At 72.5% G+C, this 19,628-nt stretch carries 18 protein-coding genes; 9 read left to right on the forward strand and 9 right to left on the reverse strand.

Annotated elements, in window-relative coordinates; translation table 11 throughout:
• The first annotated feature begins 123 nt into the window (after positions 1–123).
• From ACIGXM_RS26550 to ACIGXM_RS26570, 5 genes are all read left to right on the forward strand, one after another.
• Positions 124–999, forward strand: coding sequence for a TrmH family RNA methyltransferase (locus ACIGXM_RS26550; RefSeq protein WP_396565029.1), 876 nt, complete (start codon positions 124–126; stop codon positions 997–999).
• A gap of 54 nt (positions 1,000–1,053) precedes the next feature.
• Positions 1,054–2,184, forward strand: coding sequence for an ATP-binding protein (locus ACIGXM_RS26555; protein WP_396565031.1), 1,131 nt, complete (start codon positions 1,054–1,056; stop codon positions 2,182–2,184).
• 222 nt (positions 2,185–2,406) lie between these two features.
• Positions 2,407–3,528 (forward strand): phenylalanine--tRNA ligase subunit alpha, encoded by a 1,122-nt coding sequence (pheS, locus tag ACIGXM_RS26560; RefSeq protein WP_396565033.1) that lies wholly within the window; start codon positions 2,407–2,409, stop codon positions 3,526–3,528.
• Positions 3,528–6,047, forward strand: a complete 2,520-nt coding sequence (pheT, locus tag ACIGXM_RS26565) for a phenylalanine--tRNA ligase subunit beta (RefSeq protein WP_396565035.1) — start codon at positions 3,528–3,530, stop codon at positions 6,045–6,047. Before pheS ends, pheT begins: the two co-directional genes overlap by 1 nt.
• Before the next feature lie 107 nt (positions 6,048–6,154).
• Entirely contained in the window at positions 6,155–6,886 is a 732-nt protein-coding gene (locus ACIGXM_RS26570) for a hypothetical protein (RefSeq protein WP_396565037.1), read from the forward strand.
• A gap of 405 nt (positions 6,887–7,291) precedes the next feature.
• Here ACIGXM_RS26570 and ACIGXM_RS26575 read toward each other — a convergent pair whose 3' ends face one another.
• Both ACIGXM_RS26575 and ACIGXM_RS26580 read right to left on the reverse strand, forming a co-directional pair.
• Positions 7,292–7,981 carry an MBL fold metallo-hydrolase gene (locus tag ACIGXM_RS26575; protein WP_396565039.1) on the reverse strand — a complete coding sequence of 230 codons (690 nt, stop codon included), beginning with the start codon at positions 7,979–7,981 and terminating at the stop codon, positions 7,292–7,294.
• Positions 7,982–7,990: 9 nt separating this feature from the next.
• Positions 7,991–8,119 (reverse strand): hypothetical protein, encoded by a 129-nt coding sequence (locus ACIGXM_RS26580; RefSeq protein WP_396565041.1) that lies wholly within the window; start codon positions 8,117–8,119, stop codon positions 7,991–7,993.
• Between the two features lie 98 nt (positions 8,120–8,217).
• Between ACIGXM_RS26580 and ACIGXM_RS26585 the strand changes: the two genes are divergently transcribed.
• Both ACIGXM_RS26585 and ACIGXM_RS26590 read left to right on the forward strand, forming a co-directional pair.
• Positions 8,218–8,652, forward strand: coding sequence for a 2'-5' RNA ligase family protein (locus ACIGXM_RS26585; protein WP_396565043.1), 435 nt, complete (start codon positions 8,218–8,220; stop codon positions 8,650–8,652).
• Between the two features lie 75 nt (positions 8,653–8,727).
• Positions 8,728–9,270 (forward strand): UTRA domain-containing protein, encoded by a 543-nt coding sequence (locus tag ACIGXM_RS26590; protein WP_396565045.1) that lies wholly within the window; start codon positions 8,728–8,730, stop codon positions 9,268–9,270.
• A gap of 657 nt (positions 9,271–9,927) precedes the next feature.
• Here the strand turns inward: ACIGXM_RS26590 and ACIGXM_RS26595 are convergent.
• Positions 9,928–10,791 carry a GH25 family lysozyme gene (locus ACIGXM_RS26595; RefSeq protein ID WP_396565047.1) on the reverse strand — a complete coding sequence of 288 codons (864 nt, stop codon included), beginning with the start codon at positions 10,789–10,791 and terminating at the stop codon, positions 9,928–9,930.
• Positions 10,792–11,278: 487 nt separating this feature from the next.
• Positions 11,279–12,148 carry a 3-hydroxybutyryl-CoA dehydrogenase gene (locus tag ACIGXM_RS26600; protein ID WP_396565049.1) on the reverse strand — a complete coding sequence of 290 codons (870 nt, stop codon included), beginning with the start codon at positions 12,146–12,148 and terminating at the stop codon, positions 11,279–11,281.
• A gap of 231 nt (positions 12,149–12,379) precedes the next feature.
• Between ACIGXM_RS26600 and ACIGXM_RS26605 the strand changes: the two genes are divergently transcribed.
• Complete coding sequence (locus tag ACIGXM_RS26605) at positions 12,380–13,210, forward strand: SDR family NAD(P)-dependent oxidoreductase (protein ID WP_396565051.1); 831 nt, start codon at positions 12,380–12,382, stop codon at positions 13,208–13,210.
• A 9-nt stretch (positions 13,211–13,219) separates the two neighbouring features.
• Here ACIGXM_RS26605 and ACIGXM_RS26610 read toward each other — a convergent pair whose 3' ends face one another.
• The 5 genes from ACIGXM_RS26610 to ACIGXM_RS26630 all read right to left on the reverse strand — a co-directional run bounded on the left by ACIGXM_RS26610 (position 13,220) and on the right by ACIGXM_RS26630 (position 19,070).
• Positions 13,220–14,173, reverse strand: a complete 954-nt coding sequence (locus tag ACIGXM_RS26610; protein ID WP_396565052.1) for a polysaccharide deacetylase family protein — start codon at positions 14,171–14,173, stop codon at positions 13,220–13,222.
• Between the two features lie 257 nt (positions 14,174–14,430).
• Positions 14,431–16,014, reverse strand: coding sequence for an alpha-amylase family glycosyl hydrolase (locus tag ACIGXM_RS26615; protein WP_396565054.1), 1,584 nt, complete (start codon positions 16,012–16,014; stop codon positions 14,431–14,433).
• Between the two features lie 140 nt (positions 16,015–16,154).
• Positions 16,155–17,435 (reverse strand): ATP-binding protein, encoded by a 1,281-nt coding sequence (locus tag ACIGXM_RS26620; RefSeq protein WP_396565056.1) that lies wholly within the window; start codon positions 17,433–17,435, stop codon positions 16,155–16,157.
• Between the two features lie 113 nt (positions 17,436–17,548).
• Positions 17,549–18,358 (reverse strand): class F sortase, encoded by an 810-nt coding sequence (locus ACIGXM_RS26625; protein WP_396565057.1) that lies wholly within the window; start codon positions 18,356–18,358, stop codon positions 17,549–17,551.
• A gap of 127 nt (positions 18,359–18,485) precedes the next feature.
• Positions 18,486–19,070, reverse strand: coding sequence for a hypothetical protein (locus ACIGXM_RS26630; protein ID WP_396565059.1), 585 nt, complete (start codon positions 19,068–19,070; stop codon positions 18,486–18,488).
• A 244-nt stretch (positions 19,071–19,314) separates the two neighbouring features.
• Here ACIGXM_RS26630 and ACIGXM_RS26635 point away from each other — a divergent pair, with 244 nt between their 5' ends.
• On the forward strand, positions 19,315–19,587 hold the full coding sequence (locus tag ACIGXM_RS26635) for a DUF1876 domain-containing protein (protein WP_396565061.1): 273 nt from the start codon (positions 19,315–19,317) through the stop codon (positions 19,585–19,587).
• Positions 19,588–19,628: the final 41 nt, after the last annotated feature.

Below are 19,628 nucleotides of genomic sequence, written 5' to 3' on the forward strand. Positions count from 1 at the left end.
GCCGAGGGCCCGTCCGACGGATCCTTCCGGGCCGCGACGCCGGGCGCCCAACGCCGTGGGCCGGTCCGGAGAGACCCGCCGGACAGGCCCCCAGCCCCCAGATAGCGAGATCACCGCACCCCCATGGTCAGCACCGACACCCCCCTGCTCAGCTCGCTCCGCTCGCCGCGGGTGGTCGCCGCCCGCAAGCTCGCCCGGCGGGCCCAGCGCGGCAAGGACCGCCGCTTCCTCGCCGAGGGCCCGCAGGCCGTCCGCGAGGCGGTGGGGTACGGGCTGCTGCCGGGCAGCGGGCAGCACGCCGTGGTGGAGATCTACCTCACCCCCGAGGCGGCCGAGCGGCACACCGACATCACCGCGGCCGCCCGGGCGGCCGACCTGCCGGTGCTGACCGCGACCGACGAGGTGATCGCGGACATCTGCGACACCGTGACCCCGCAGGGCATCGTGGCGCTCTGCCGGTTCCTGGACACGCCGTTCGAGGAGATCCTGCGGGCCCGCCCGCGGCTGGTCGCGGTGCTCGCCAACGTCCGCGACCCGGGGAACGCCGGGACGGTGCTGCGCACCGCGGACGCGGCCGGCGCCGACGCCGTGGTGCTCACCGACGCCTCGGTGGACCTCTACAACCCGAAGGCCGTCCGGGCCTCGGTCGGCAGCCACTTCCACCTGCCGGTCGCGGTCGGCGTGCCGGTCGAGCAGGTGGTGGCCGGGCTGCGTGCGGCCGGCGTGCGGGTGCTGGCCGCCGACGGCGCGGGGGAGCGCGACCTCGACCAGGAGCTGGACGAGGGCAGCCTGGCCGGGCCCACCGCCTGGATCTTCGGCAACGAGGCCTGGGGCCTGCCGGAGGAGACCCGCGCACTGGCCGACGAGGTGGTGCGCGTGCCCATCCACGGACACGCCGAGAGCCTCAACCTCGCGACGGCCGCCGCCGTGTGCCTCTACGCTTCGGCCCGCGCCCAGCGTTCGTCGGCAGGGTGTCGCGAGCCGGGCACGGAGCGCTAGGGTCGGACTGACCGCAGGCAGGGCACGGACGCGGGTCGGAGCGGGAGGACGCCCATGGTCGGCAGTGCGGAGGGTCCCGAGGCCGCGGCAGCCGGCCTGCTGCTGGACCCGGACGAGCTGCCCGACGGGCTGGTGATCGCCGACGGTCTCGGCCGGGTGGTCTGCTTCAACCGCGCCGCGGCCCGGCTCACCGGGATCTGCGCCGAGGCCGTGCTCGGCCTGCCGCTCGACCAGGCGCTCCCGCTGGAGGACCTGGACGGCCGCCGCTGGTGGCAGCTGACCGACCCGTACGGCGGGCCCGGCATCCGCACCCGCCAGCCCGAGCGCAACCTGCTGCTGCCCGGCGGCCGCGAGGTGCTGGTCACCGCCCAGTACGTGCGGACCGTCCCGCGCGGCCCGCTGCGCCAGCTGGTGGTGGCGCTGCGCGGCACCGAGGCGCGCCGGCGCACCGAGCGGGCCCACGCCGAGCTGATCGCCACCGTCGCGCACGAGCTGCGCTCCCCGCTGACCAGCGTCAAGGGGTTCACCGCGACCCTGCTGAGCAAGTGGGAGCGGTTCACCGACGGCCAGAAGCGGCTGATGCTGGAGACCGTGAACTCGGACGCCGACCGGGTCACCCGGCTGATCGCCGAGCTGCTGGACATCTCCCGGATCGACGCCGGCCGGCTGGAGATCCGCAAGCAGGTGGTGGACCTCGCGGCGGCGGTGCGGCGGCACGTCGAGGGCAAGGTGGCGGCCGGCATCCCGGCCGAGCGCTTCGACATCCGGCTGGTCGAGGAGCTGCCGCAGCAGTGGGCCGATCCCGACAAGATCGACCAGGTGTTGGCCAACCTGCTGGAAAACGCGGTGCGGCACGGCGAGGGAACTGTCACCATCGAGGTGGCACCGGCGAAGGAGACCGTCGAGGCCGCGACGTGGGAGCACCCGGGCACCCCGCCCCGGGTCCTGGAAGGGACAGCGGTCACCGTGAGCGACGAAGGCAGCGGCATCCCCGAGGAGTCGATGCCGCGCGTCTTCACCCGCTTCTGGCGCGGTAGCAAGCGCGGCGGGACCGGCCTGGGCCTCTACATCGTCAAGGGCATCGTCGAGGCCCACGGCGGCACCATCCGGATCGACCGCGCGCCCGGTGGCGGCGCCCGGTTCCGATTTATCCTGCCCGCCGGGGTGCCCGACTTCATGCTCTGAGCCTTCTGGGGCTCGGAGTGCCGCGGGCCCGGCGGGCGGACGGCAGCCGGTCGGTGTGCGCCCTGCGACTACACTCGACCTGGTGTAACGCCCTGTGCGGCTGAGCCGCGGACACCCTCCCCGTGCACTCGGTGGGAACGGCTTGCCCGCGCCCCGGCCACGCAGGGTGTGGGCGCTGGAACGTATCCGAGCACGGACGAGCAGGGAGCACGGAAAGTAGAGATGTCGGCACCCAATAAGTCGTACGACCCGGTGGAGGTCGAGGCATTGAAGCCCGAAGCGGTCGAGCGCGCCCGGGACGAGGCGATGGCGGCCTTCGCCGCCGCCGGCTCCCTCGACGAGCTGAAGCAGGCCAAGGTCGCGCACACCGGTGACCGCTCGGCGCTCTCGCTCGCCAACCGCGAGATCGGCGCCCTCCCCCCGCACGCAAAGGCGGCGGCCGGCAAGCTGATCGGCCAGGCCCGCGGCGCGGTCAACCAGGCGCTGGCGAAGCGTCAGGCCGAGCTGGAGGCGGAGCGCGACGCGCGCGTGCTGGTCGAGGAGGCGGTGGACGTCACGCTGCCGTTCGACCGCGCCCCGCGCGGTGCCCGGCACCCGCTCACCACGCTGGCCGAGCGGATCGAGGACACCTTCGTCGCGATGGGCTACCAGATCGCCTCCGGCCCCGAGGTCGAGGCGGAGTGGCTCAACTTCGACGCGCTCAACCTGGGCCCGGACCACCCGGCCCGCTCGATGCAGGACACCTTCTTCGTGGCCGCCGCCGACGGCTCGCCCGACTCCGGCATGGTGCTGCGCACCCAGACCTCCCCGGTGCAGATCCGCGCGATGCTGGAGAACCAGCCGCCGATCTACGCGGTGTCGGCCGGCCGGGTCTACCGCACCGACGAGCTGGACGCCACCCACACCCCGGTGTTCCGTCAGGTCGAGGGCCTCGCGGTGGACGAGGGCATCACCTTCGCCGACCTCAAGGGCACCATCGAGCTGCTGGTCCGCGAGCTGATCGGGGACGGTCTGGAACTGCGCTGGCGGCCCTCGTACTTCCCGTTCACCGAGCCGAGCGCCGAGGTGGACCTGCAGTGCTTCGTCTGCCGGGGCAGCAGCGTCGGCAACCCCGACGCGCCCTGCCGGACCTGCTCCTCGGAGGGCTGGATCGAGCTCGGCGGCTGCGGTGTGGTCAACCCGCGGGTGCTGGTCGCCGCCGGGGTCGACCCGGAGCGCTACAGCGGCTTCGCCTTCGGCCTGGGCCTGGAGCGGATCCTGATGAATCGTCACAACGTCGCCGACATGCGCGACATGGTCGAGGGTGATGTGCGCTTCACTCTCCCGTTCGGGATGGAGATCTGATGCGCGTCCCGCTTTCCTGGCTGCGCGAGTACGTCGACCTGCCGGCCGGCGAGACCGGTCGCGACGTCGCCGAGAAGCTGATCCGGGCCGGCCTGGAGGTCGAGACCGTCGAGCAGCTCGGCGCCGACCTCAAGGGCCCGCTGGTGGTCGGCGAGGTGCTCTCGATCGAGGAGCTGGCCGGCTTCAAGAAGCCGATCCGGCACTGCTTCGTCAATGTCGGCGACGCCAACGGCACCGGCGAGCCGCAGGAGATCGTCTGCGGCGCCCGCAACTTCGCGGTCGGCGACAAGGTGGTCGTGGTGCTCCCGGGCGCCGTGCTGCCCGGCCCGTTCCCGATCGCCGCGCGGAAGACCTACGGCCACACCTCGGCCGGCATGATCTGCTCGGCGCGCGAGCTCGGCATGGGCGACGACCACGACGGCATCATCGTGCTGCCCTCGCACTACGAGCCCGGCACCGACGCCATCGAGCTGCTCCAGCTGGTCGACGAGGTGCTGGACATCGCGGTCACCCCGGACCGCGGCTACTGCCTGTCCATGCGCGGGGTGGCCCGTGAGGCCGCCGCCGCGTACGGGCTGCCGCTGGCCGACCCGGCGCTGCTGGACACCCCGCCGGCCAACTCCTACGGCTACCTGGTCAAGGTCGCCGACCCAGCCGGCTGCGACCGCTTCGTGGCCCGCACCGTGGTCGGCATCGACCCGGCCGCCAAGTCGCCGATCTGGCTGCAGCGTCGGCTGCAGAAGATGCACGTCCGGCCGATCTCGCTGACCGTCGACATCACCAACTACGTGATGCTGGAGGTCGGGCAGCCGCTGCACGCCTACGACCGTGACCGGGTGGACGGGCCGATCCTGGTCCGCCGCGCGGAGGCCGGCGAGGTGCTCACCACGCTGGACGGCGTCAAGCGCGAGCTGTCCACCGAGGACCTGCTGATCTGCGACAACTCCGGGCCGATCGGCCTGGCCGGGGTCATGGGCGGCGCCTCCACCGAGATCCTCGACCCGGTGGCCGACCCGGAGACCGGCCAGGTCACCGGCTCCACCGAGGTGATCATCGAGGCCGCGCACTTCGACCCGGTCGCGATCGCCCGCACCGCCAAGCGGCACAAGCTGCCCTCCGAGGCCTCCAAGCGCTTCGAGCGCGGGGTCGACCCGGAGGCGGCCCGGGCCGCCGCCCAGCGCGCGGTGGACCTGCTGGTGCTGATCGCCGGCGGCACCGCCGAGGCCGGCGTCACCGACATCGCCGCCCCGCACCCCGTGCGCACCATCACCATCGCGGCCGACCTGCCGGACCGGGTGGCGGGCACCGAGTACGGCCGGGAGACCGTTACCCGGCGGCTCCAGGAGGTCGGCTGCACGGTGGTCGGCGCCGACGTGCTGGAGGTCACCCCGCCGACCTGGCGGCCCGACCTGACCGACCCCAACGACCTGGTGGAGGAGGTCATCCGGCTGGAGGGCTACGACAACGTGCCCGCCCGGATGCCGGTCGTCCCGCCGGGCCGCGGCCTGACCCCCGAGCAGCGGCTGCACCGCCGGATCGGCGTGGCGCTGGCCGGTGCGGGCTACGTCGAGGTGCACAACTACCCGTTCCTGGGCGACGCGGCCTTCGACGGGCTGGGCCTGGACGCGGACGACGTGCGCCGTCGCACCGTCAAGCTGGTCAACCCGCTGAACGACGAGGAACCGGCGCTGCGCACCACGCTGCTGCCGGGCCTGCTCGGCGCGCTGCGCCGCAACGTCGGCCGGGGCAACACCGACCTGGCGCTCTTCGAGGCCGGTCTGGTCTTCCTGCCCGACGCCGAGCCGGTCACCGCGCCGCGCCCGGCCGTCGACCGGCGGCCGAGCGACCAGGAGCTGGCCGCGCTGAACGCCGCGCTGCCGCACCAGCCGCGCCGGATCGCCGTCGCGCTGGCCGGCGAGCGGCTGCCGTCCGGCTGGTGGGGCAGGGGCGGCCAGGCGAGCTGGGCGGACGCGGTCGAGGCGGCCCGTACGGTGGCCGGTGCGGCCGGCGTCGAGCTGACCGTCCGCTCGGCGCAGTACGCCCCCTGGCACCCGGGCCGCTGCGCGGAGCTGCTGGTGGCCGGCACCGACCGGGTGGTCGGATACGCCGGCGAGCTGCACCCGCGGGTGGTCAAGGCGCTGCACCTGCCCGAGCGCACCAGCGCGATGGAACTCGACGTCGACCTGCTCACCGCGGACGGTGCGCCGCTGGTCGAGGGCCCGACGGTCTCCGGCTTCCCGGTGGCCACCCAGGACGTCGCGCTGATCGTGGACGCGTCGGTGCCGGCCGCCGAGGTGGAGGCCGCGCTGCGCGAGGGCGCGGGCGAACTGCTGGAGGCCATCCGGCTGTTCGACGTCTTCACCGGTGAGCAGGTGGGCGAGGGCAAGAAGTCGCTGGCGTACGCGCTGCGCTTCCGGGCCACCGACCGCACGCTGACCGCCGACGAGGCCTCCGCGGCCCGGGAGAGCGCGGTCGCCGCCGCGCTGGCCCGGACGGGGGCGGTGCTGCGCGGGGCGTAGCCGTTCTCCGCGGGTAGGGCCCGGGCGCACATTGGTGCTCCCGGGCCCTTCTGCGTCGGGGGATATGTCGTGGGACAGATGGGAACAGATTTGCTAGGGTCCGGGATGTGCCCAAGCTGAACCAGATCATCGCCGTCGAAAAGGGCGTCAAGTCGAAGTCGCAGCAGGAGCTGACGCAGGCCCACCAGGACCTGCAGAAGCCCGCTCTGCTCGCCGGCATCTCCCGGACGTACCAGCCCAAGGACGAGGAGGGCGAGCAACTGCCGCCCGAGTCCACCCGGGTGCAGATCAAGGCCGAGGACGTGCTCCGGTCGGCGGCGACGACGCTGACCCGGCTGTTCGACGTCACCGCCACCAAGGACTGGGCCAACCGGTCGGCGGTCGCGGACGTGGTGGTCGACGGTTCGGTGCTGCTGGCCGAGGTGCCGGTGCCGTACCTGCTCTTCCTGGAGAAGCAGTTGACGGACCTGCACGCCTTCGTGCGGCGGCTCCCGGTGCTGGACGCCGCTGAGTCGTGGAACCTCGACCCGTCGACGGACGCGTGGAAGACCGACCCGGTGCGCACCATCCGCACCAAGAAGGTCCCGCGCAACCACGTCAAGGCCGAGGCCACCGAGAAGCACCCGGCCCAGGTCGAGGTCTACTACGAGGACGTCCCGGTGGGTTACTGGACCACCGTGAAGTTCTCCGGCGCGCTGCCGGCCCGGCGGGTGAACGAGCTGCTGGACCGGGTGGAGAGGCTCCAGCAGGCGGTCAAGTACGCCCGCGAGGAGGCGAACAGCGCGGAGGTCACCGACCGGCGGGTCGGCGACGCGATATTCGGCTACCTCTTCCGGTAGGTTCCGGAGGATTCGGTAGCCCCATGAGCGCCCCTCGTGCGAGCGGGGGGTGGCGCGAAGAGCGCAAGCTGACACTGAACAGTGAAGCTGACAGGGGTGTGGTGGAGGTTCGACTCCTCCCTCCGGCAGCAGGTCTGCCGGGGTGGCCCAAGTCCGGTAGAGGCGACCCCTCAATCTCAGACTCTCGCTCCAGTCTCAGCATTCGCCGCCGATCGCCGAACCGACCGGGTGTGGACGATCATCGACGGGTGCGGGTTCGAATCCCGCCCGAGCCTCTCCTCTTGGCTTGGTTGTTTAACGGTAGAACACGTCGATCTCAGAATGATCCGTACCCTTCAACGGTCCGGCGTGCGCAGTTGGGTGGCATTCCAGGGGCCCGGGAGCTGGATACGCTCCCGGGCCCCGTCACTTCTGCCGGATCGCCCGGCGCAGCCGCTCGGCGGCACCGGTGAGGATCGGCTCGCCGTGGCCGAAGCAGGCGGTGGCGACGTCCAACCCGCTCTGCCGTTCCAGGGATTGGGCGGCCCGGTCGGGGTCGGTGTTGAACACCCCGAGCATGGTGCGGTTCTGGACGTTGGCGATGGTGTCGCCGGTGAACAGGACGCGCGGGCCGGGGAGATGGAGCGCGATGCTGCCTCCGGTGTGCCCGGGAACCTCCAGGACCTGGGCACCGCCGCCGAATTCGAGCGTGTCGCCCTCGACCAACTCGCGGTCCACCCGGAGCGCCCCGACCGGTGGCGGGAGCGGGATGCTCGCCATCAGCTCTCGTTCCCAGTCCGCCAACACCGGGGCGGGCATGGGCTGTTCGCCCCGAAGGACTGCCGCCTCGCCCCACCCGGCCAGGATCTCGCCGCCACCCCAGGACGCCGCCTCCACGGCACCCCCGGTGTGGCCGTCGTGCCCGTGCGTGAGGACGACCCGCCGCACCTCCGCCGGCTCCCGCCCAACGGCGCGGATCGCCTCCGCGATGGCGGGCGCGGACCCGGCGGGGCCGGAGTCGATCAGCGTGATCCCCTCGCGCTCGCACCACAGGTAGGCCTGGCCCACCTCGAAGCGGAGCATGTGCAGTTGGGGGAGTACCTCGACGATGTCCATGCCGCCAGGCTAGGACGGGTTCCGCGCGGTGGACGGCCCGTTCACCGAGAGCACAGTGACGGAGGTCTGGTGCGCCGGGCCGGTCGGACAGTTGGTGTGCCGGTCGATGGCGTCGGCGTACTCACTGATGAACCCCACGATCCGACCGTGTCCGTGGCCGCCACATAAGCGGTGGCGCCAGTTCTTTCGTTGCCGGCAGACCATCGACTCGATCCGGTGACGCAGCGAGTGCGGCAGTGCAGGGCCTCGGGTTCGTCGGTGAGGTGGGGGAGGAGGACGTGCGAGCGACCGCCGATGGCGCGGCGGAGCGGTTGGCGCAGGTCCCGGCGTTCGATGTCTCGCTCGGGCCGGCGATCGTCACCCCGGAAGCGCTCCTGTTGACAGTGGCGCCGGAGGATGGAGTGCGAGCGGTTCGGTCGGCTATCCGGGAGGCTGTCGGGGAGGTGTGGGGTGAGGTTCCGGAGGCTGCGGACGGATTTCGGCCGCACGTGTCGGTGGCGTACTCGAACGCGGACGGCCCGGCCGGGCCGGTAGCCGCCGCCTTGGGGACGGTCACGTCGTCGGTGACGGCGCGGATCGCCTCGGCTGAGTTGATCGTCCTGAACCGGGACAACCGGATGTACGAGTGGGAGACTTCCAGGAGCGTGCCACTCGGCAAGGACGATCGCTGACGGCTTCAACACCACCGGTGTCGCTCCTTGCTGGGGGCAAGGCCTTTCGATCACCAATCGTGCGGGGAGGAGCATGTGAGCGGGGAAAGTTGGGTCACGGACTCGGAGCCCTATCTCCGCCCGGTCCAGGCGGGGCAGCCTGATGCGTGGCAGCAGGAGGCTGGGCGACGAGGACGTTCGGGCGGGCAACGTCTCATCGGGGTGGACGAAGTCGCGGCACCGGCCAGTGTCGCGGAGAAGCTGCGGATTGCTGTTGGCAGTCCCGTAGTAGTGCGCCGACGAGTGGTCCTGCTCGACGACAGACCGGTGGAACTGACCGACTCCTACTACCCGCTGAGCATCGCGGGAGGCACGCCGCTGGCCGAGTTCCGGAAGATCCGTGGCGGAGCGGTGTCCGTGCTCGCCGGACTCGGCTACGTCGGCCGCGCCAGGCACGAGGACGTAACGGCACGCGAACCCGCCGGTGAGGAGCGCGAAGTACTGGCGATCGGCGCAGGCGAATGGGTCCTCGACGTCTGCCGGGTCGTGCTCGGTGATCACGACACGCCGATCGAGGTCACGACGATGGTCATGCCCGCGCGTGGGCGCAGCCTCCACTACGTTGCCGAGATCGTCTGACGCCACGCGGCTCTGACCGGAAGGAAGACCGATGCCGGTCGAGGCCGAGCTGAAAGCGCGGGTCCGTGAACCGGAGCGGGTGTTGGCGGCGCCGGAGGAGGCGTGCGGTCCTGGGCGGGCGGAGGTGTACCGGGAGCCTCGGGGGCGCGCAGCAGGTGGGAGAGCTGCTGGACGCGGCACTGGAGGTTGTGCGCGCGGCCCGGGGCGCGGTGGGGACCGCCGTGCGCCGGTGCTCGAGCCGGGGGCCGGTACTGGCAGGCCTGGGACGCGCTGGTCGCAGCGGCGCGCGGGTGATCCCCGCGGGAACAGGTGAGCTCTGCAACCGGTTGAACAATGCGTAAGCGAATCACTCGGAGATCGTCGTGCCTACCAAGTCCGCCATCAGCATCCACGTCTACAAGATCAATTCAGCGACCGGCCGGCGCTGCGAGATTCGCCGACTCCGCCACCCAGGTGGCCCTGCCGAGGCCTTCGCCCCTCGCTGGCCCGACTGCACCTGTCCCCGGCACCGCGAACGGGCATGACGAGACCGCCCCCGCCCGGCGCGAGGCCGGGCGGGGGCGTAGCCGCCTACGAGGGGTCGAGCCGCGCGGTGAGCCGGTAGACCCGCAGGTCCGGGCCGTCCGCGCCGGTGGAATCGGTCACGCGGCGCCTCCGTCAGGACACGGGGCGCTGCCAGGTGGCACGCCAGGTGTCCGGACCGACAACGCCGTCCACTGCCAGCGGCCAGCCGTGAGCGGTGGAGTCCTGCTGGAACTGGCGGCAGATGCTCGCCGAGTCCGGACCGTACCAGCCGTCCACGGTGATCGCCCAGCCGCGGTCCCGCATGCGTTGCTGCCAGGTCTGCACGTTCCCGTCATGCAGCATCGGGGTGCGCACCGACAGGTACTCGCCGGGCCACGCCGGGCCGGTGGGCTGCGGCGTGGGCGTCTGAGTCGGCTGGAAGCCCAACGCCCAGGAGCGCAGTTCGGCAGTGCTGCCCAGGTGGCAGTAGTCCTGGTCCACCCCGTTGCTGCTGTACTGGTGGAACAGCCACCCGGCGCTGATGCCGGGCTGCCCGGCGGGCAGGCCGCTCGTGGCTATCCACAGGAAGTCCTGGAAGAACCCGGTCGTGTCGATGTTCTGCCAGTAGTCCAGGTTGCAGTACAGGCCGACCGGCTGGTGCGGCGCGGCGGCCTTCAGGTGGCGGAGGAACGCCTCCTTGTAGGCGAGCTGGGTGGCATGCGGCACGGCCGAGTTGGTGGCGTCGTAGCCCTCCCAGTCCAGGCACAGCATCTCGCCGGGCGGCGGCTGGGCCAGCGACAGGAAGTGGTCCGCCTCGGTCTCCGGCGCGTGGGTCATGTCGGGGTAGTGGTAGTAGCCCACGACCAGGCCGGCGGCGCGGGCGGTGTCCCGCTGGGACTGCCACTCGGGGTTGGTGTAGGTCATGCCCTCGGTGATCTTGACGAACGCGAAGCTCAGGCCGGCCGTGTTCGGCTGCGCGGGCTGGTAGCTGGCCCAGTCCTGGCCGTAGATACCCATCAGTCCTCCAGAGGTGGGGGGTCGGTGACGGTGGGATAGGTCAGATCCTCAATCGGGCCACGCTTTTCGCGCGGCAAGCGCACTTCCTCGAGGACCGCGTGGTGCGTCTCGCGGGCCCGGAGGGCGCAAGCCCGGCCAAAGACGTTTTGACCGAGTATCGGCAGCGGCAAACTCCACAGCTGGATGCCTGTGCGGACGTCGTCCCTCGATCCCACTCGCTGGAGCACGCCTCGGGCGTCACGTTCGGGGTGCACGCCCGTCTCACGCCCGACTAGGGGCGGCGTGGACGGACCGCGGTCGACGCGTGGCTCCCGGCTCGAGGCTCGGCCCGCCGCCCGAACTCCCCCGTCCGGTACGGATCTTCGCGTCCGCTCCACGGGAGCGCGGAACGACTGGAAGCCCAGAAGCCCGGGCCGGACCGATCGGTCCGGCCCGGGCCTCTTCGCCGAGCGGGTCACCCAACCGCGGACCAGGGGGTCCGCACCGGTCAGGCCGTGGCGGTGTAGTCGTAGAAGCCGCGGCCGGACTTGCGGCCGAGCAGGCCGGCGTCGACCATCCGGGAGAGCAGCGGGGGAGCGGCGTAGAGGGGTTCCTTGTACTCGGCGTACATCGACTCGGCGATGGAGGCGATGGTGTCCAGGCCGATCAGGTCGCAGAGCCGGAGCGGGCCCATCGGGTGGGCGCAGCCGGCTTCCATGCCCTTGTCGATGTCGGAGGCGGTGGCCACGCCCGACTCGAACATCCGGACCGCGGCGAGCAGGTAGGGAACGAGGAGGGCGTTCACCACGAAACCGGCGCGGTCGCGGGCGCGGATCGGCTCCTTGCCGAGGGCCTGGGTGGCGAAGGCCTCGACCCGGGCGGTGGTCTCGGCGGAGGTGGTCAGGGTGGGGATCACCTCGACCAGGCGCTGGACCGGGGCCGGGTTGAAGAAGTGCAGGCCGATGACCTGCTCGGGCCGGGTGGTGGCGGCGGCGAGCTTGACGATCGGGATCGAGGAGGTGTTGGAGGCCAGCACCACGTCCCGGCGCTCGATCACCTGGTCCAGGGTCTGGAAGATCTGGATCTTGATGTCCTCGCGCTCGGCCACCGCCTCGACGACCAGGTCGCGGTCGGCGAAGTCGGCCAGGTCGGTGGTGAAGGAGAGCCGGGACAGCGCCTCCTCGTGCTGTTCGGTGGTGAGCTTGCCGCGCTTGACCGCGGTGTCCAGGGAGTTGGTGATCCGGGTGCGGCCGAGTTCCAGTGCCTCGCCGCTGGCCTCCGAGACCAGTACGTCCAGCCCGGACCGGGCGAAGACCTCGGCGATGCCCGATCCCATGAGACCGCAGCCGACCACTCCGACGCGCGCGATGTCGCTCACTCACTTGCCTTTCGGGGTTTCCTACCGGACGGGGTCGCCGCCCATGTCGATCGACGGTACTACTCCGGGTGGCTGAACGGTCGAGGGGCCCGGGAGTTCCCGGCTTCGGCCGTTCGGATGAGGAGGGTCGGCGCACCCGTGTGCCCGGGGACGGCCGTCCGACCCGACCCGCCATGCTGGCCGCCTGCACGGGCGCTCGGGGCGCCGGTCGGCGGGGTTCAGGGAGCGGCGATGCGCAGTGGGACGCTGGAGGGCCAGGTCGGCCTGGTGACCGGGGCCGGCCGGGGGATCGGGCGGGAGATCGCGCTCGGCCTGGCCGCCGAGGGAATGGCGCTCGGGCTGCTCGGCCGGACCCAGGAGACCCTGGTGGAGACCCTGCGGGAGTGCGTGCGGCAGGGTGTCCGGGGGGTCGCGGTGGCGGCTGACGTGACCCGGCCGGGCCAGGTGCGCGAGGCGGTCCGGACCGTCGAGCGCGACCTCGGCCCGATCGACCTGCTGGTCAACAACGCAGGCCAGGTCGACCGTGCCGAGCTGCCGCTCTGGGAGGTGGACCCGGCCCAGTGGTGGCAGGTGGTGGAGGTCAACCTGCGCGGCCCGTTCAACCTCCTGCGCCAGGTGCTGCCGGGCATGGTGGAGCGCCGCGGCGGGCGGGTGATCAACCTCAACTCGGGCTTCGCGCTGCGCCCGGACGGCCGCTACACGGCGTACGCGACCTCCAAGGGCGCCCTGCTGCGGCTGTCCGACAACATCGCCGACTCGCTCGCCGCGCACGGTGTGGTGGTGCTGGACATCAGCCCGGGCGCGGTGGCCAGCGACATGACGGCCGGGATGCCGATGTTCGCGGACCGGAAGGAGTGGAACAGCCTGCCGTACATGGTGGCGGTCACGGTGGACGCCGCCCGGGGGCGGTTCGACGCGCTGCACGGTCGGTTCGTCCACGCCGGGCGGGACGACCTGGAGCAGCTGCTCGCCCGGGCCGCGGAGATCCGCGAGCGGGACGCCCGGACACTGCGCCTGCGCCCGTACGGCCCGGATGACCCGCTGGGGGACGGGGAGGGATGACCGGACGGGTCAGGAGCAGAGCCGGCTGGCGGTCACCGCGGTGAGGCCGCGGTCGGCCAGTCCGTCCAGGATGGCCGGCAGCGCCTCCAGGGTGCCCGGGTGGCCCATGTGCAGGGCCACGATCGAGCCGGCTCGGATGGTGTCGAGCACCCGGTCCTCGACGGCGTCGGCGCCGGGGTCGGAGTAGTCGATCGGGTCGAGGTCGTAGGAGAGGCAGTACTGGTAGCCCACCAGCCGGGCCTGCCGCAGCACCTCGTCGGAGGCGAACTGCGCGGCGGAGGGTCGGAACCAGCGGCCTGTCGAGCCGGTCAGCGCGCGCAGCCGGTCCGCGCAGCCGGATATCTCCTGGAAGGCCCGCTCCGGCGGCAGGCCGTTGATGTCGAGGTGGTTGAGGGTGTGGTTGCCCAGCTCGTGGCCGCCGTCCAGGACCCGCTTGGCCATCTGCGGCTGTTCGTCCAGCCAGGTGCCGACGGCCAGCACGGTCAGCCGGGCGCCGTGCTGCTCGGCGGTCTCCAGCAGGGCGGTGGCCAGGTCGGGATCGCCCTGGCCGTGGAAGGTCAGCGCGACCTGTGGACGGGTGCGCGGACCGTTGACCACCTGGACCGGGGTGCCCGGGGCCAGCGGGGGCTGGCTCGGCTGGCCGGCCGGCGACGGCTGCGTCGGCTGCGTCGGCTGGGAGGACGGTGACGCGGAGGGGCCGCCCGGTGCGAACGGGTGGGCTGTCGCGCCCTCGGTGGCGTGACCGGCGGGGCTCGCGCCGAAGAGCGGGTCGGCGGGGTGGCCGGCTGCCGCGGGTGCCGGGGCGGCCGGGGTGAAGGGGCGTGCGGGCACCGACGGGTCAGCGGGTATGGACTGCTGTGCCGGTGCGGCCTTCGGGCCGCAGTCGGACAACAGTCCGCCGGCCGCGGCGAGGGCGGCCAGCTGGGCGGTGGAGCGCAGAACGCTGCGCCGGTCGAGTGTCATCGCGGTCAGCTTAGGAAGGGTGGCTGGACTCGGCGATTCGGCGCGGGCCGACCGGTGGAGGTGGGGTGGGTGCCGGGCTGCGTCGGGGTTGGGCCGGCGCAGCCCGGCGAGGGCCCGGACCGCCCGTCGGGGGATCGGGCCGCTCGGACCGGCTCTGGGAGCTGCTTCATATCAGCTGCTAATCATGATATGACGTTAGCCTGGGTGAGCGACAGCCCTTTCGGGCACGATCTCGGCCGTCCGGCGTTGCTCTTCCCTCACAATCGGAAGATTCCGTACGAGAAGCCGTCGGCCCGGACCGTCCCGTCGCGCAACTCCACGCCGTGCACCGCCAGTGGCTCCGCCGCACTCCCCAACAGCCTCTTGTCGAGCCGGAGTTGCGCTCCGTCCCGGCGCGGGTTGAGCACCACCAGGTGGTCGCCGCCGCGCAGGTAGGCCAACGGGTAGCCGCTGTGCAGGACTTCGACGCCCGCGCCGGTGCCGAGGGCGGGTGTGCGGCGGCGCAGCTCGATCAGCCGCTGGACGTGCCAGAGCAGCGAGCCGGTCGCCGCGCGCTGCTCGGCCACCGTCGGGCGACCGGGATCGGGGTCGAGCGGCAGGTAGAGGCGGTCGGCGGGAGCGCCGGAGAAGCCGGCGTTGGCGCTGGAGTCCCACTGCATCGGGGTGCGCGAGCCCTGCCGCTGTTCGGTGCCGAGCTGACTGCCCTCCTTCTCCGGCAGTCCCGGCAGGAACCGCATGCCGATCTCGTCGCCGTAGTAGATCACCGGCAGGGTGGGCCAGCTGAGCAGCAGGGCGAACGCCGGGGCGACCTGGTCGCGGGTGCGCGGGCCGCAGGTCAGCCGGGAGAAGTCGTGGTTGGCGGTGGGCAGCGCGACCAGTCCGCGGCCCTGGATCGCCGCGTCGGCCTGCTGCCAGGCGGCCACGAACTCGTCCGCCGAGCCGCGCCCCTCGGGGTCGAAGTAGCAGGGTTCACCGTGCGCCCAACTACCTTGACTGCCAGTCCCGTTGTCCCAGAGCGAGCGCATCCCGCGGCCGGTGAAGTGCAGGAAGAAGTCGGCGTGCAGCCCGGCCGGGACGGAGAGCGCCGGATCGCCCCACTCGGCGAGCAGCACCCGGTCGGGGTGGTGGGTGTCCAGCCAGGACCGCATCTCCCGCCAGAGCGCGGCGGTCTCCCGGCGGCCCGGGTCGTCCTTGACCAGCGAGTGCGCCATGTCGACCCGGAAGCCGGCCACCCCGAGGTCGAACCAGTGCGCCATGACGGCCCGCAGCGCGGCCCGGTTGGCCCGCGGTCCTGGTGCGTCCACCGGTTGCCGCCAGGGCTCGGCGGGGTCGGGCCGGGCGTAGCCGTAGTTCAGCGCGGGCTGGATCGGATAGAAGTTGGCGCGGTAGAAGCCGCCACGCCGGCCCTGGTTGGGGATCCACTCGCCGACCGGGGCGGTGATCCTGTCCGACCAGATGTAGCGCTGGTCGGTCGGGTCGTGGGCGGCCTGCTGGAACCACGGGTGGCGGTGTGAGGTGTGCCCCGGCACCAGGTCGAGCAGCACCCGGATGCCGCGCGTCCGGGCGGCCTCGACCAGCGCGGCCAGGTCGTCCCGGGTGCCGTAGCGCGGGGCGATGGTCAGGTAGTCGTCCACGTCGTAGCCCGCGTCGCCGAACTCGGAGCTGAAGCACGGGCTGAGCCAGACCGCGGTGACCCCGAGCCAGGCCAGGTGGTCCAGCCGCGCGGTCAGGCCGGGCAGGTCACCGATGCCGTCGCCGTCGGAGTCCGCGTAGCTCTGCGGGTAGACCTGGTAGAGCACGGCGTCGGCGAGCCAGGCGGGCGCGGCGGACGGGTGGGTCATCGGCGGCCTCCTCCGGGAAACCGGGACACCGGGATGCCGGCGGGCCTCCCCGGCGGCCCGGGTGGTGTCCTGAGTGACCGCCAGCTTGCCACCCGACTGGTCCGACGGAGTGGAGAACCGGAGGATCCGCTCGGATTCCGTCAGATCCGCGCGTACGTGGCGATGTCGGCGGTGAACGCGTCGACCATGGCCGGGGTGACGGTCGGTCGGCACCGCTCGATCGCGACCAGGTAGTCCTCGGTGGTCGCGCCGGCCGCCTCGACCGGGCCGGGGGTCGGCCGGGCCAGGTCACGCTCGAAGGCGGTCTGGGCGGCGCCGCGGGCCGCGTACTCGATGTCCGCCGGGGTGAACAGCTCGCTCGCCACGACCAGTGCGTCGATGTCCACGCCCGCCCGGCCGGCCGCGTGCCGTCGCCACATCGCCGCGCGGGCCGCCGGGTCCGGGGTGCCGATCGGGATCAGGTAGTCGAACCGGCCCGGGCGCAGGAAGGCCGGGTCCAGCGAGCGGACCGAGTTGGTGGCGCAGACCAGCAGCCGCTCGTCCCGCTCGCGGAAACCGGGGATGATCTTCAGCAGCTCGTTGGTGATCCCGTGCGCCACGCCCTGCGGCTGCTCGCCGCGGGCCGGGGCGATCTCCTCGACCTCGTCGATGAAGACCAGCACCCGTTCCAGTTCGGCGATCCGGGCGAAGGCCTCGCGCAGCGCCGCCGCCAGGTTGCCCTGGTCGGCCAGCCGGGACGGCAGCAGCTCGACGAACGGCCAGCCGAGCCGGGAGGCGACGGCCCGGGCGAAGGTGGTCTTGCCGGTGCCGGGCGGGCCGAACAGGGCGATCGAGCGCGGCGGTCGCACGCCGTGCCGGGCGGCCAGCGCGGGCTCGGCCAGCGGGAGCACGATCCGACGCTCGATCAGCTCCTTCTCCGAGGTCATCCCGGCCACCTGCTGCCACAGGTCGCCCGGCAGCAGCCGACCGCCCAGCTCGTCCAGCACGTCCCGGGACGGGCCGCCGGCCGGTTCGGCCTTCTCGAAGTAGGCCGCCGCCGGGCGCCGGGTGTAGCCGGCGTTGCGCAGGCCCTCGCCGAGCAGTTCCTCCACCGGCAGCACGTAGGCGATCCGGCGCACCCGCAGGGTGACCAGCCGTCGCTCCAGCTCGCGCAGCAGCGCGCTGGCCAGACCGAGGCCGCGCCAGGCCGGCGCGATGGCGATCCGCATCACCCAGGCCCGCTCGCCGGCGACGCAGGCCAGCGCCGCGCCGACCGCCGCGCCCTCGTGGACCGCGACCACGGCCGGCTGTCGGGAGGTGAGCGCGTCGATGCACTCGGCCAGCGAGAAGACCGACTCCTGTCCCAGCTCGGCCGTGCTGTCGATCAGGTGGACGACGGTGGCGAGGTCGTCCTCGCGGTAGTCGTGGATCAGCCAGTTCATGGGGGACCGCCTCTCGCAGCGTGGGGCCCCGACGGTAGGCCCCGGCACACGGAACAGGCGCGTGCCGCGGCGGACAAGCCGTGGCATGCGCCTGTACGGACCGGCTCTGGTGCTCAGGGCGAGCGCAGGCCGGTGAGGTGGGCGAAGACCACCACGTTGGAGGTGTAGTCCTTCTTGCCCTTGTCGTACGAGCCGCCGCAGGTGATCAGGCGGAGCTGGGGGTCGGGAGTGTCCTTGTAGACGCGGTCGTTGGGGAAGTTGTCCTTCTTGAAGATCTCGGTGCCGTCCACCGTGAAGGTGGCGGTGACGCCGTCGCTCCGGACGATGTCGAGGGTGTTGCCCTTGGCCAGCGCGCTCAGACCCCAGAAGACGGCGGGGGAGGTCTTGGTGTCGACGTGGCCGAGCACGATGGCCGCGCCGGGGTCACCGGGGATCGCTCCGCCCTGGTACCAGCCGACCAGGTTGGTGTCGTTCGACGGGGGTGGGGCGAGTCCGCCGGCGGCGTCCAGGTCCAGCCCGGTGAACGGCGCGTTGACGCTGATCTGCGGGATGACCAGGCGGGTCGGACGGGTGCCCGGCGCGGCGAGTGCGGGGCCGGGCTGCTCCGGCTCGGCCGGGTCGGCGGCAGCCGGGTCAGGGGCGGCCGGGTCAGGGGCGGCCGGGGCGGGCAGGGGAGGCTCGGGAACGGCGGGTTCGGCCGTGCCGGGGACGCCGGAGGCGCTGGGCTCGGCCGACTGCGAGCTCTGGTCGGCCACCGCGGGCGGCCGGGGCAGCAGCGGCGCGGCGGTGCCGAGCGACTGGTGGATCATGAAGACGCCGAGCACGCTGGCCAGTATGGCGACGACCAGCGAGCACCGGCGCAGGCGGCTCATCGGCTCGTAGCGGGGCGAGGCCCCGTCGGGCCCCGCAGGCTGCTTGGGCAAGGCAGGCGCCTTTCTGTGCGGGGGATCCCGGGAGTACCGGGGTGTGAAATGGAAGCGCGCCCCGCGCGCCGAACCCCGAGGGGCACGGCGCGCGAGACGTCAGAGTTCCGCCGGACCAACGGACGGATCAGATGGCCGCGCCGTTCGACTTGCGGCGGCGGAGCGCCAGGACACCGACACCGACACCGCCGGCGAGCAGGGCACTGCCGGTGGCCAGGCTGTGGTCGCCACCGACGGCCGCGAAGCCACCACCGGTGTGGACGCCACCGTGCGGACGACGGTGGTCGCAGCGGTCGCCGCCACGGTCGCCACCGCGGTCGCCACCGCGCTCACCGCGGTCGCCCCCACGGCCGCCACGGTCGCCGCCGTGGTCGCAGCGGTCACGGTCGCCGCCGTGGTCCTCACGGCCGTGGTCGTGGCCGCCGTGCTCCTCGCGGCCCTCGCCACCCCGGCCCTCGCTGCCCCGGCCCTCGTTGCCCTTGCCCTCGTTGCCCTTGCTCTTGCCGTTGTCGTTGTCACGACCGTTGTCGTCGTCACGACCGTTGTCGTTGTCACGACCGCTGTTGTGGTCGCCGGCCTTCATATCGTCCTGGCTGTTGCTTACCTTCTGGTCGCTCTTGGCACCCGGGTCGTCGGCGAAGGCGGCCGGGGCGGCCATTCCCAGAGCGGCAGCGATCATCGTTGCGGCGGCGAGCTGACGTACACGACGCATGAGTCGAATCCTTTCGCAGCACTCCCGGGTCGGCGACGGTCGTCGGCCTGAGGGAAGTCCCGGGTGGCGCTTTGACCACCGTTAATCACGCTCGGTCGCTCCGCCACTGCGGAGCGTGCAAACGTGTGACGCTCCGTCGGAGAACGGATCGTCTGGGTCACCCGGGTGGGGGTGGGGCGAGTGGTCCCTGGCGTCTGACGCGGCGACGGCGCACGCTGGAGAGGTACCTCAGGAGGTGAACGCGATGATGCACACGCTGATCGGATGGCACATCGAGCTGGAGTTCGACGAGGTCGACAACAAGACCCGGGCCGCGGCGATGGTCCGACTGCAGGACGGGACCGAACTGCGCGCCCACGGCTACACCAGTCGTCACCCGTCCGACATGTCGCAGCCAAGGGTCGGGGAGGAGATCGCGGCGGCCAGGGCGCTGCAGGATCTCGCCAAGCAGTTGTTCGAGAAGGCGCACGGCGAGATCGACGAGGCCTCCGGACACCGCAGCTATCCGCTCATGTAGCAAGGGAGTTGGGATCGCCGCCGCGACCCGCAGGGGTCGCG

Source organism: Kitasatospora sp. NPDC052896 (genome assembly GCF_044547075.1).
Classification (GTDB): Bacteria; Actinomycetota; Actinomycetes; order Streptomycetales; family Streptomycetaceae; genus Kitasatospora.

Coding starts and splice junctions, on each gene's coding strand:
- ACIGXM_RS26610 (WP_396565052.1), bottom strand. CDS start 14,173: ATGACACTCGACCGGCGCAGCGTTCTGCGCTCCACCGCCCAGCTGGCC.
- pheT (WP_396565035.1), top strand. CDS start 3,528: ATGCGCGTCCCGCTTTCCTGGCTGCGCGAGTACGTCGACCTGCCGGCC.
- ACIGXM_RS26595 (WP_396565047.1), bottom strand. CDS start 10,791: ATGGGTATCTACGGCCAGGACTGGGCCAGCTACCAGCCCGCGCAGCCG.
- ACIGXM_RS26620 (WP_396565056.1), bottom strand. CDS start 17,435: ATGAACTGGCTGATCCACGACTACCGCGAGGACGACCTCGCCACCGTC.
- ACIGXM_RS26550 (WP_396565029.1), top strand. CDS start 124: ATGGTCAGCACCGACACCCCCCTGCTCAGCTCGCTCCGCTCGCCGCGG.
- ACIGXM_RS26630 (WP_396565059.1), bottom strand. CDS start 19,070: ATGCGTCGTGTACGTCAGCTCGCCGCCGCAACGATGATCGCTGCCGCT.
- ACIGXM_RS26605 (WP_396565051.1), top strand. CDS start 12,380: ATGCGCAGTGGGACGCTGGAGGGCCAGGTCGGCCTGGTGACCGGGGCC.
- pheS (WP_396565033.1), top strand. CDS start 2,407: ATGTCGGCACCCAATAAGTCGTACGACCCGGTGGAGGTCGAGGCATTG.
- ACIGXM_RS26575 (WP_396565039.1), bottom strand. CDS start 7,981: ATGGACATCGTCGAGGTACTCCCCCAACTGCACATGCTCCGCTTCGAG.
- ACIGXM_RS26555 (WP_396565031.1), top strand. CDS start 1,054: ATGGTCGGCAGTGCGGAGGGTCCCGAGGCCGCGGCAGCCGGCCTGCTG.
- ACIGXM_RS26615 (WP_396565054.1), bottom strand. CDS start 16,014: ATGACCCACCCGTCCGCCGCGCCCGCCTGGCTCGCCGACGCCGTGCTC.
- ACIGXM_RS26635 (WP_396565061.1), top strand. CDS start 19,315: ATGATGCACACGCTGATCGGATGGCACATCGAGCTGGAGTTCGACGAG.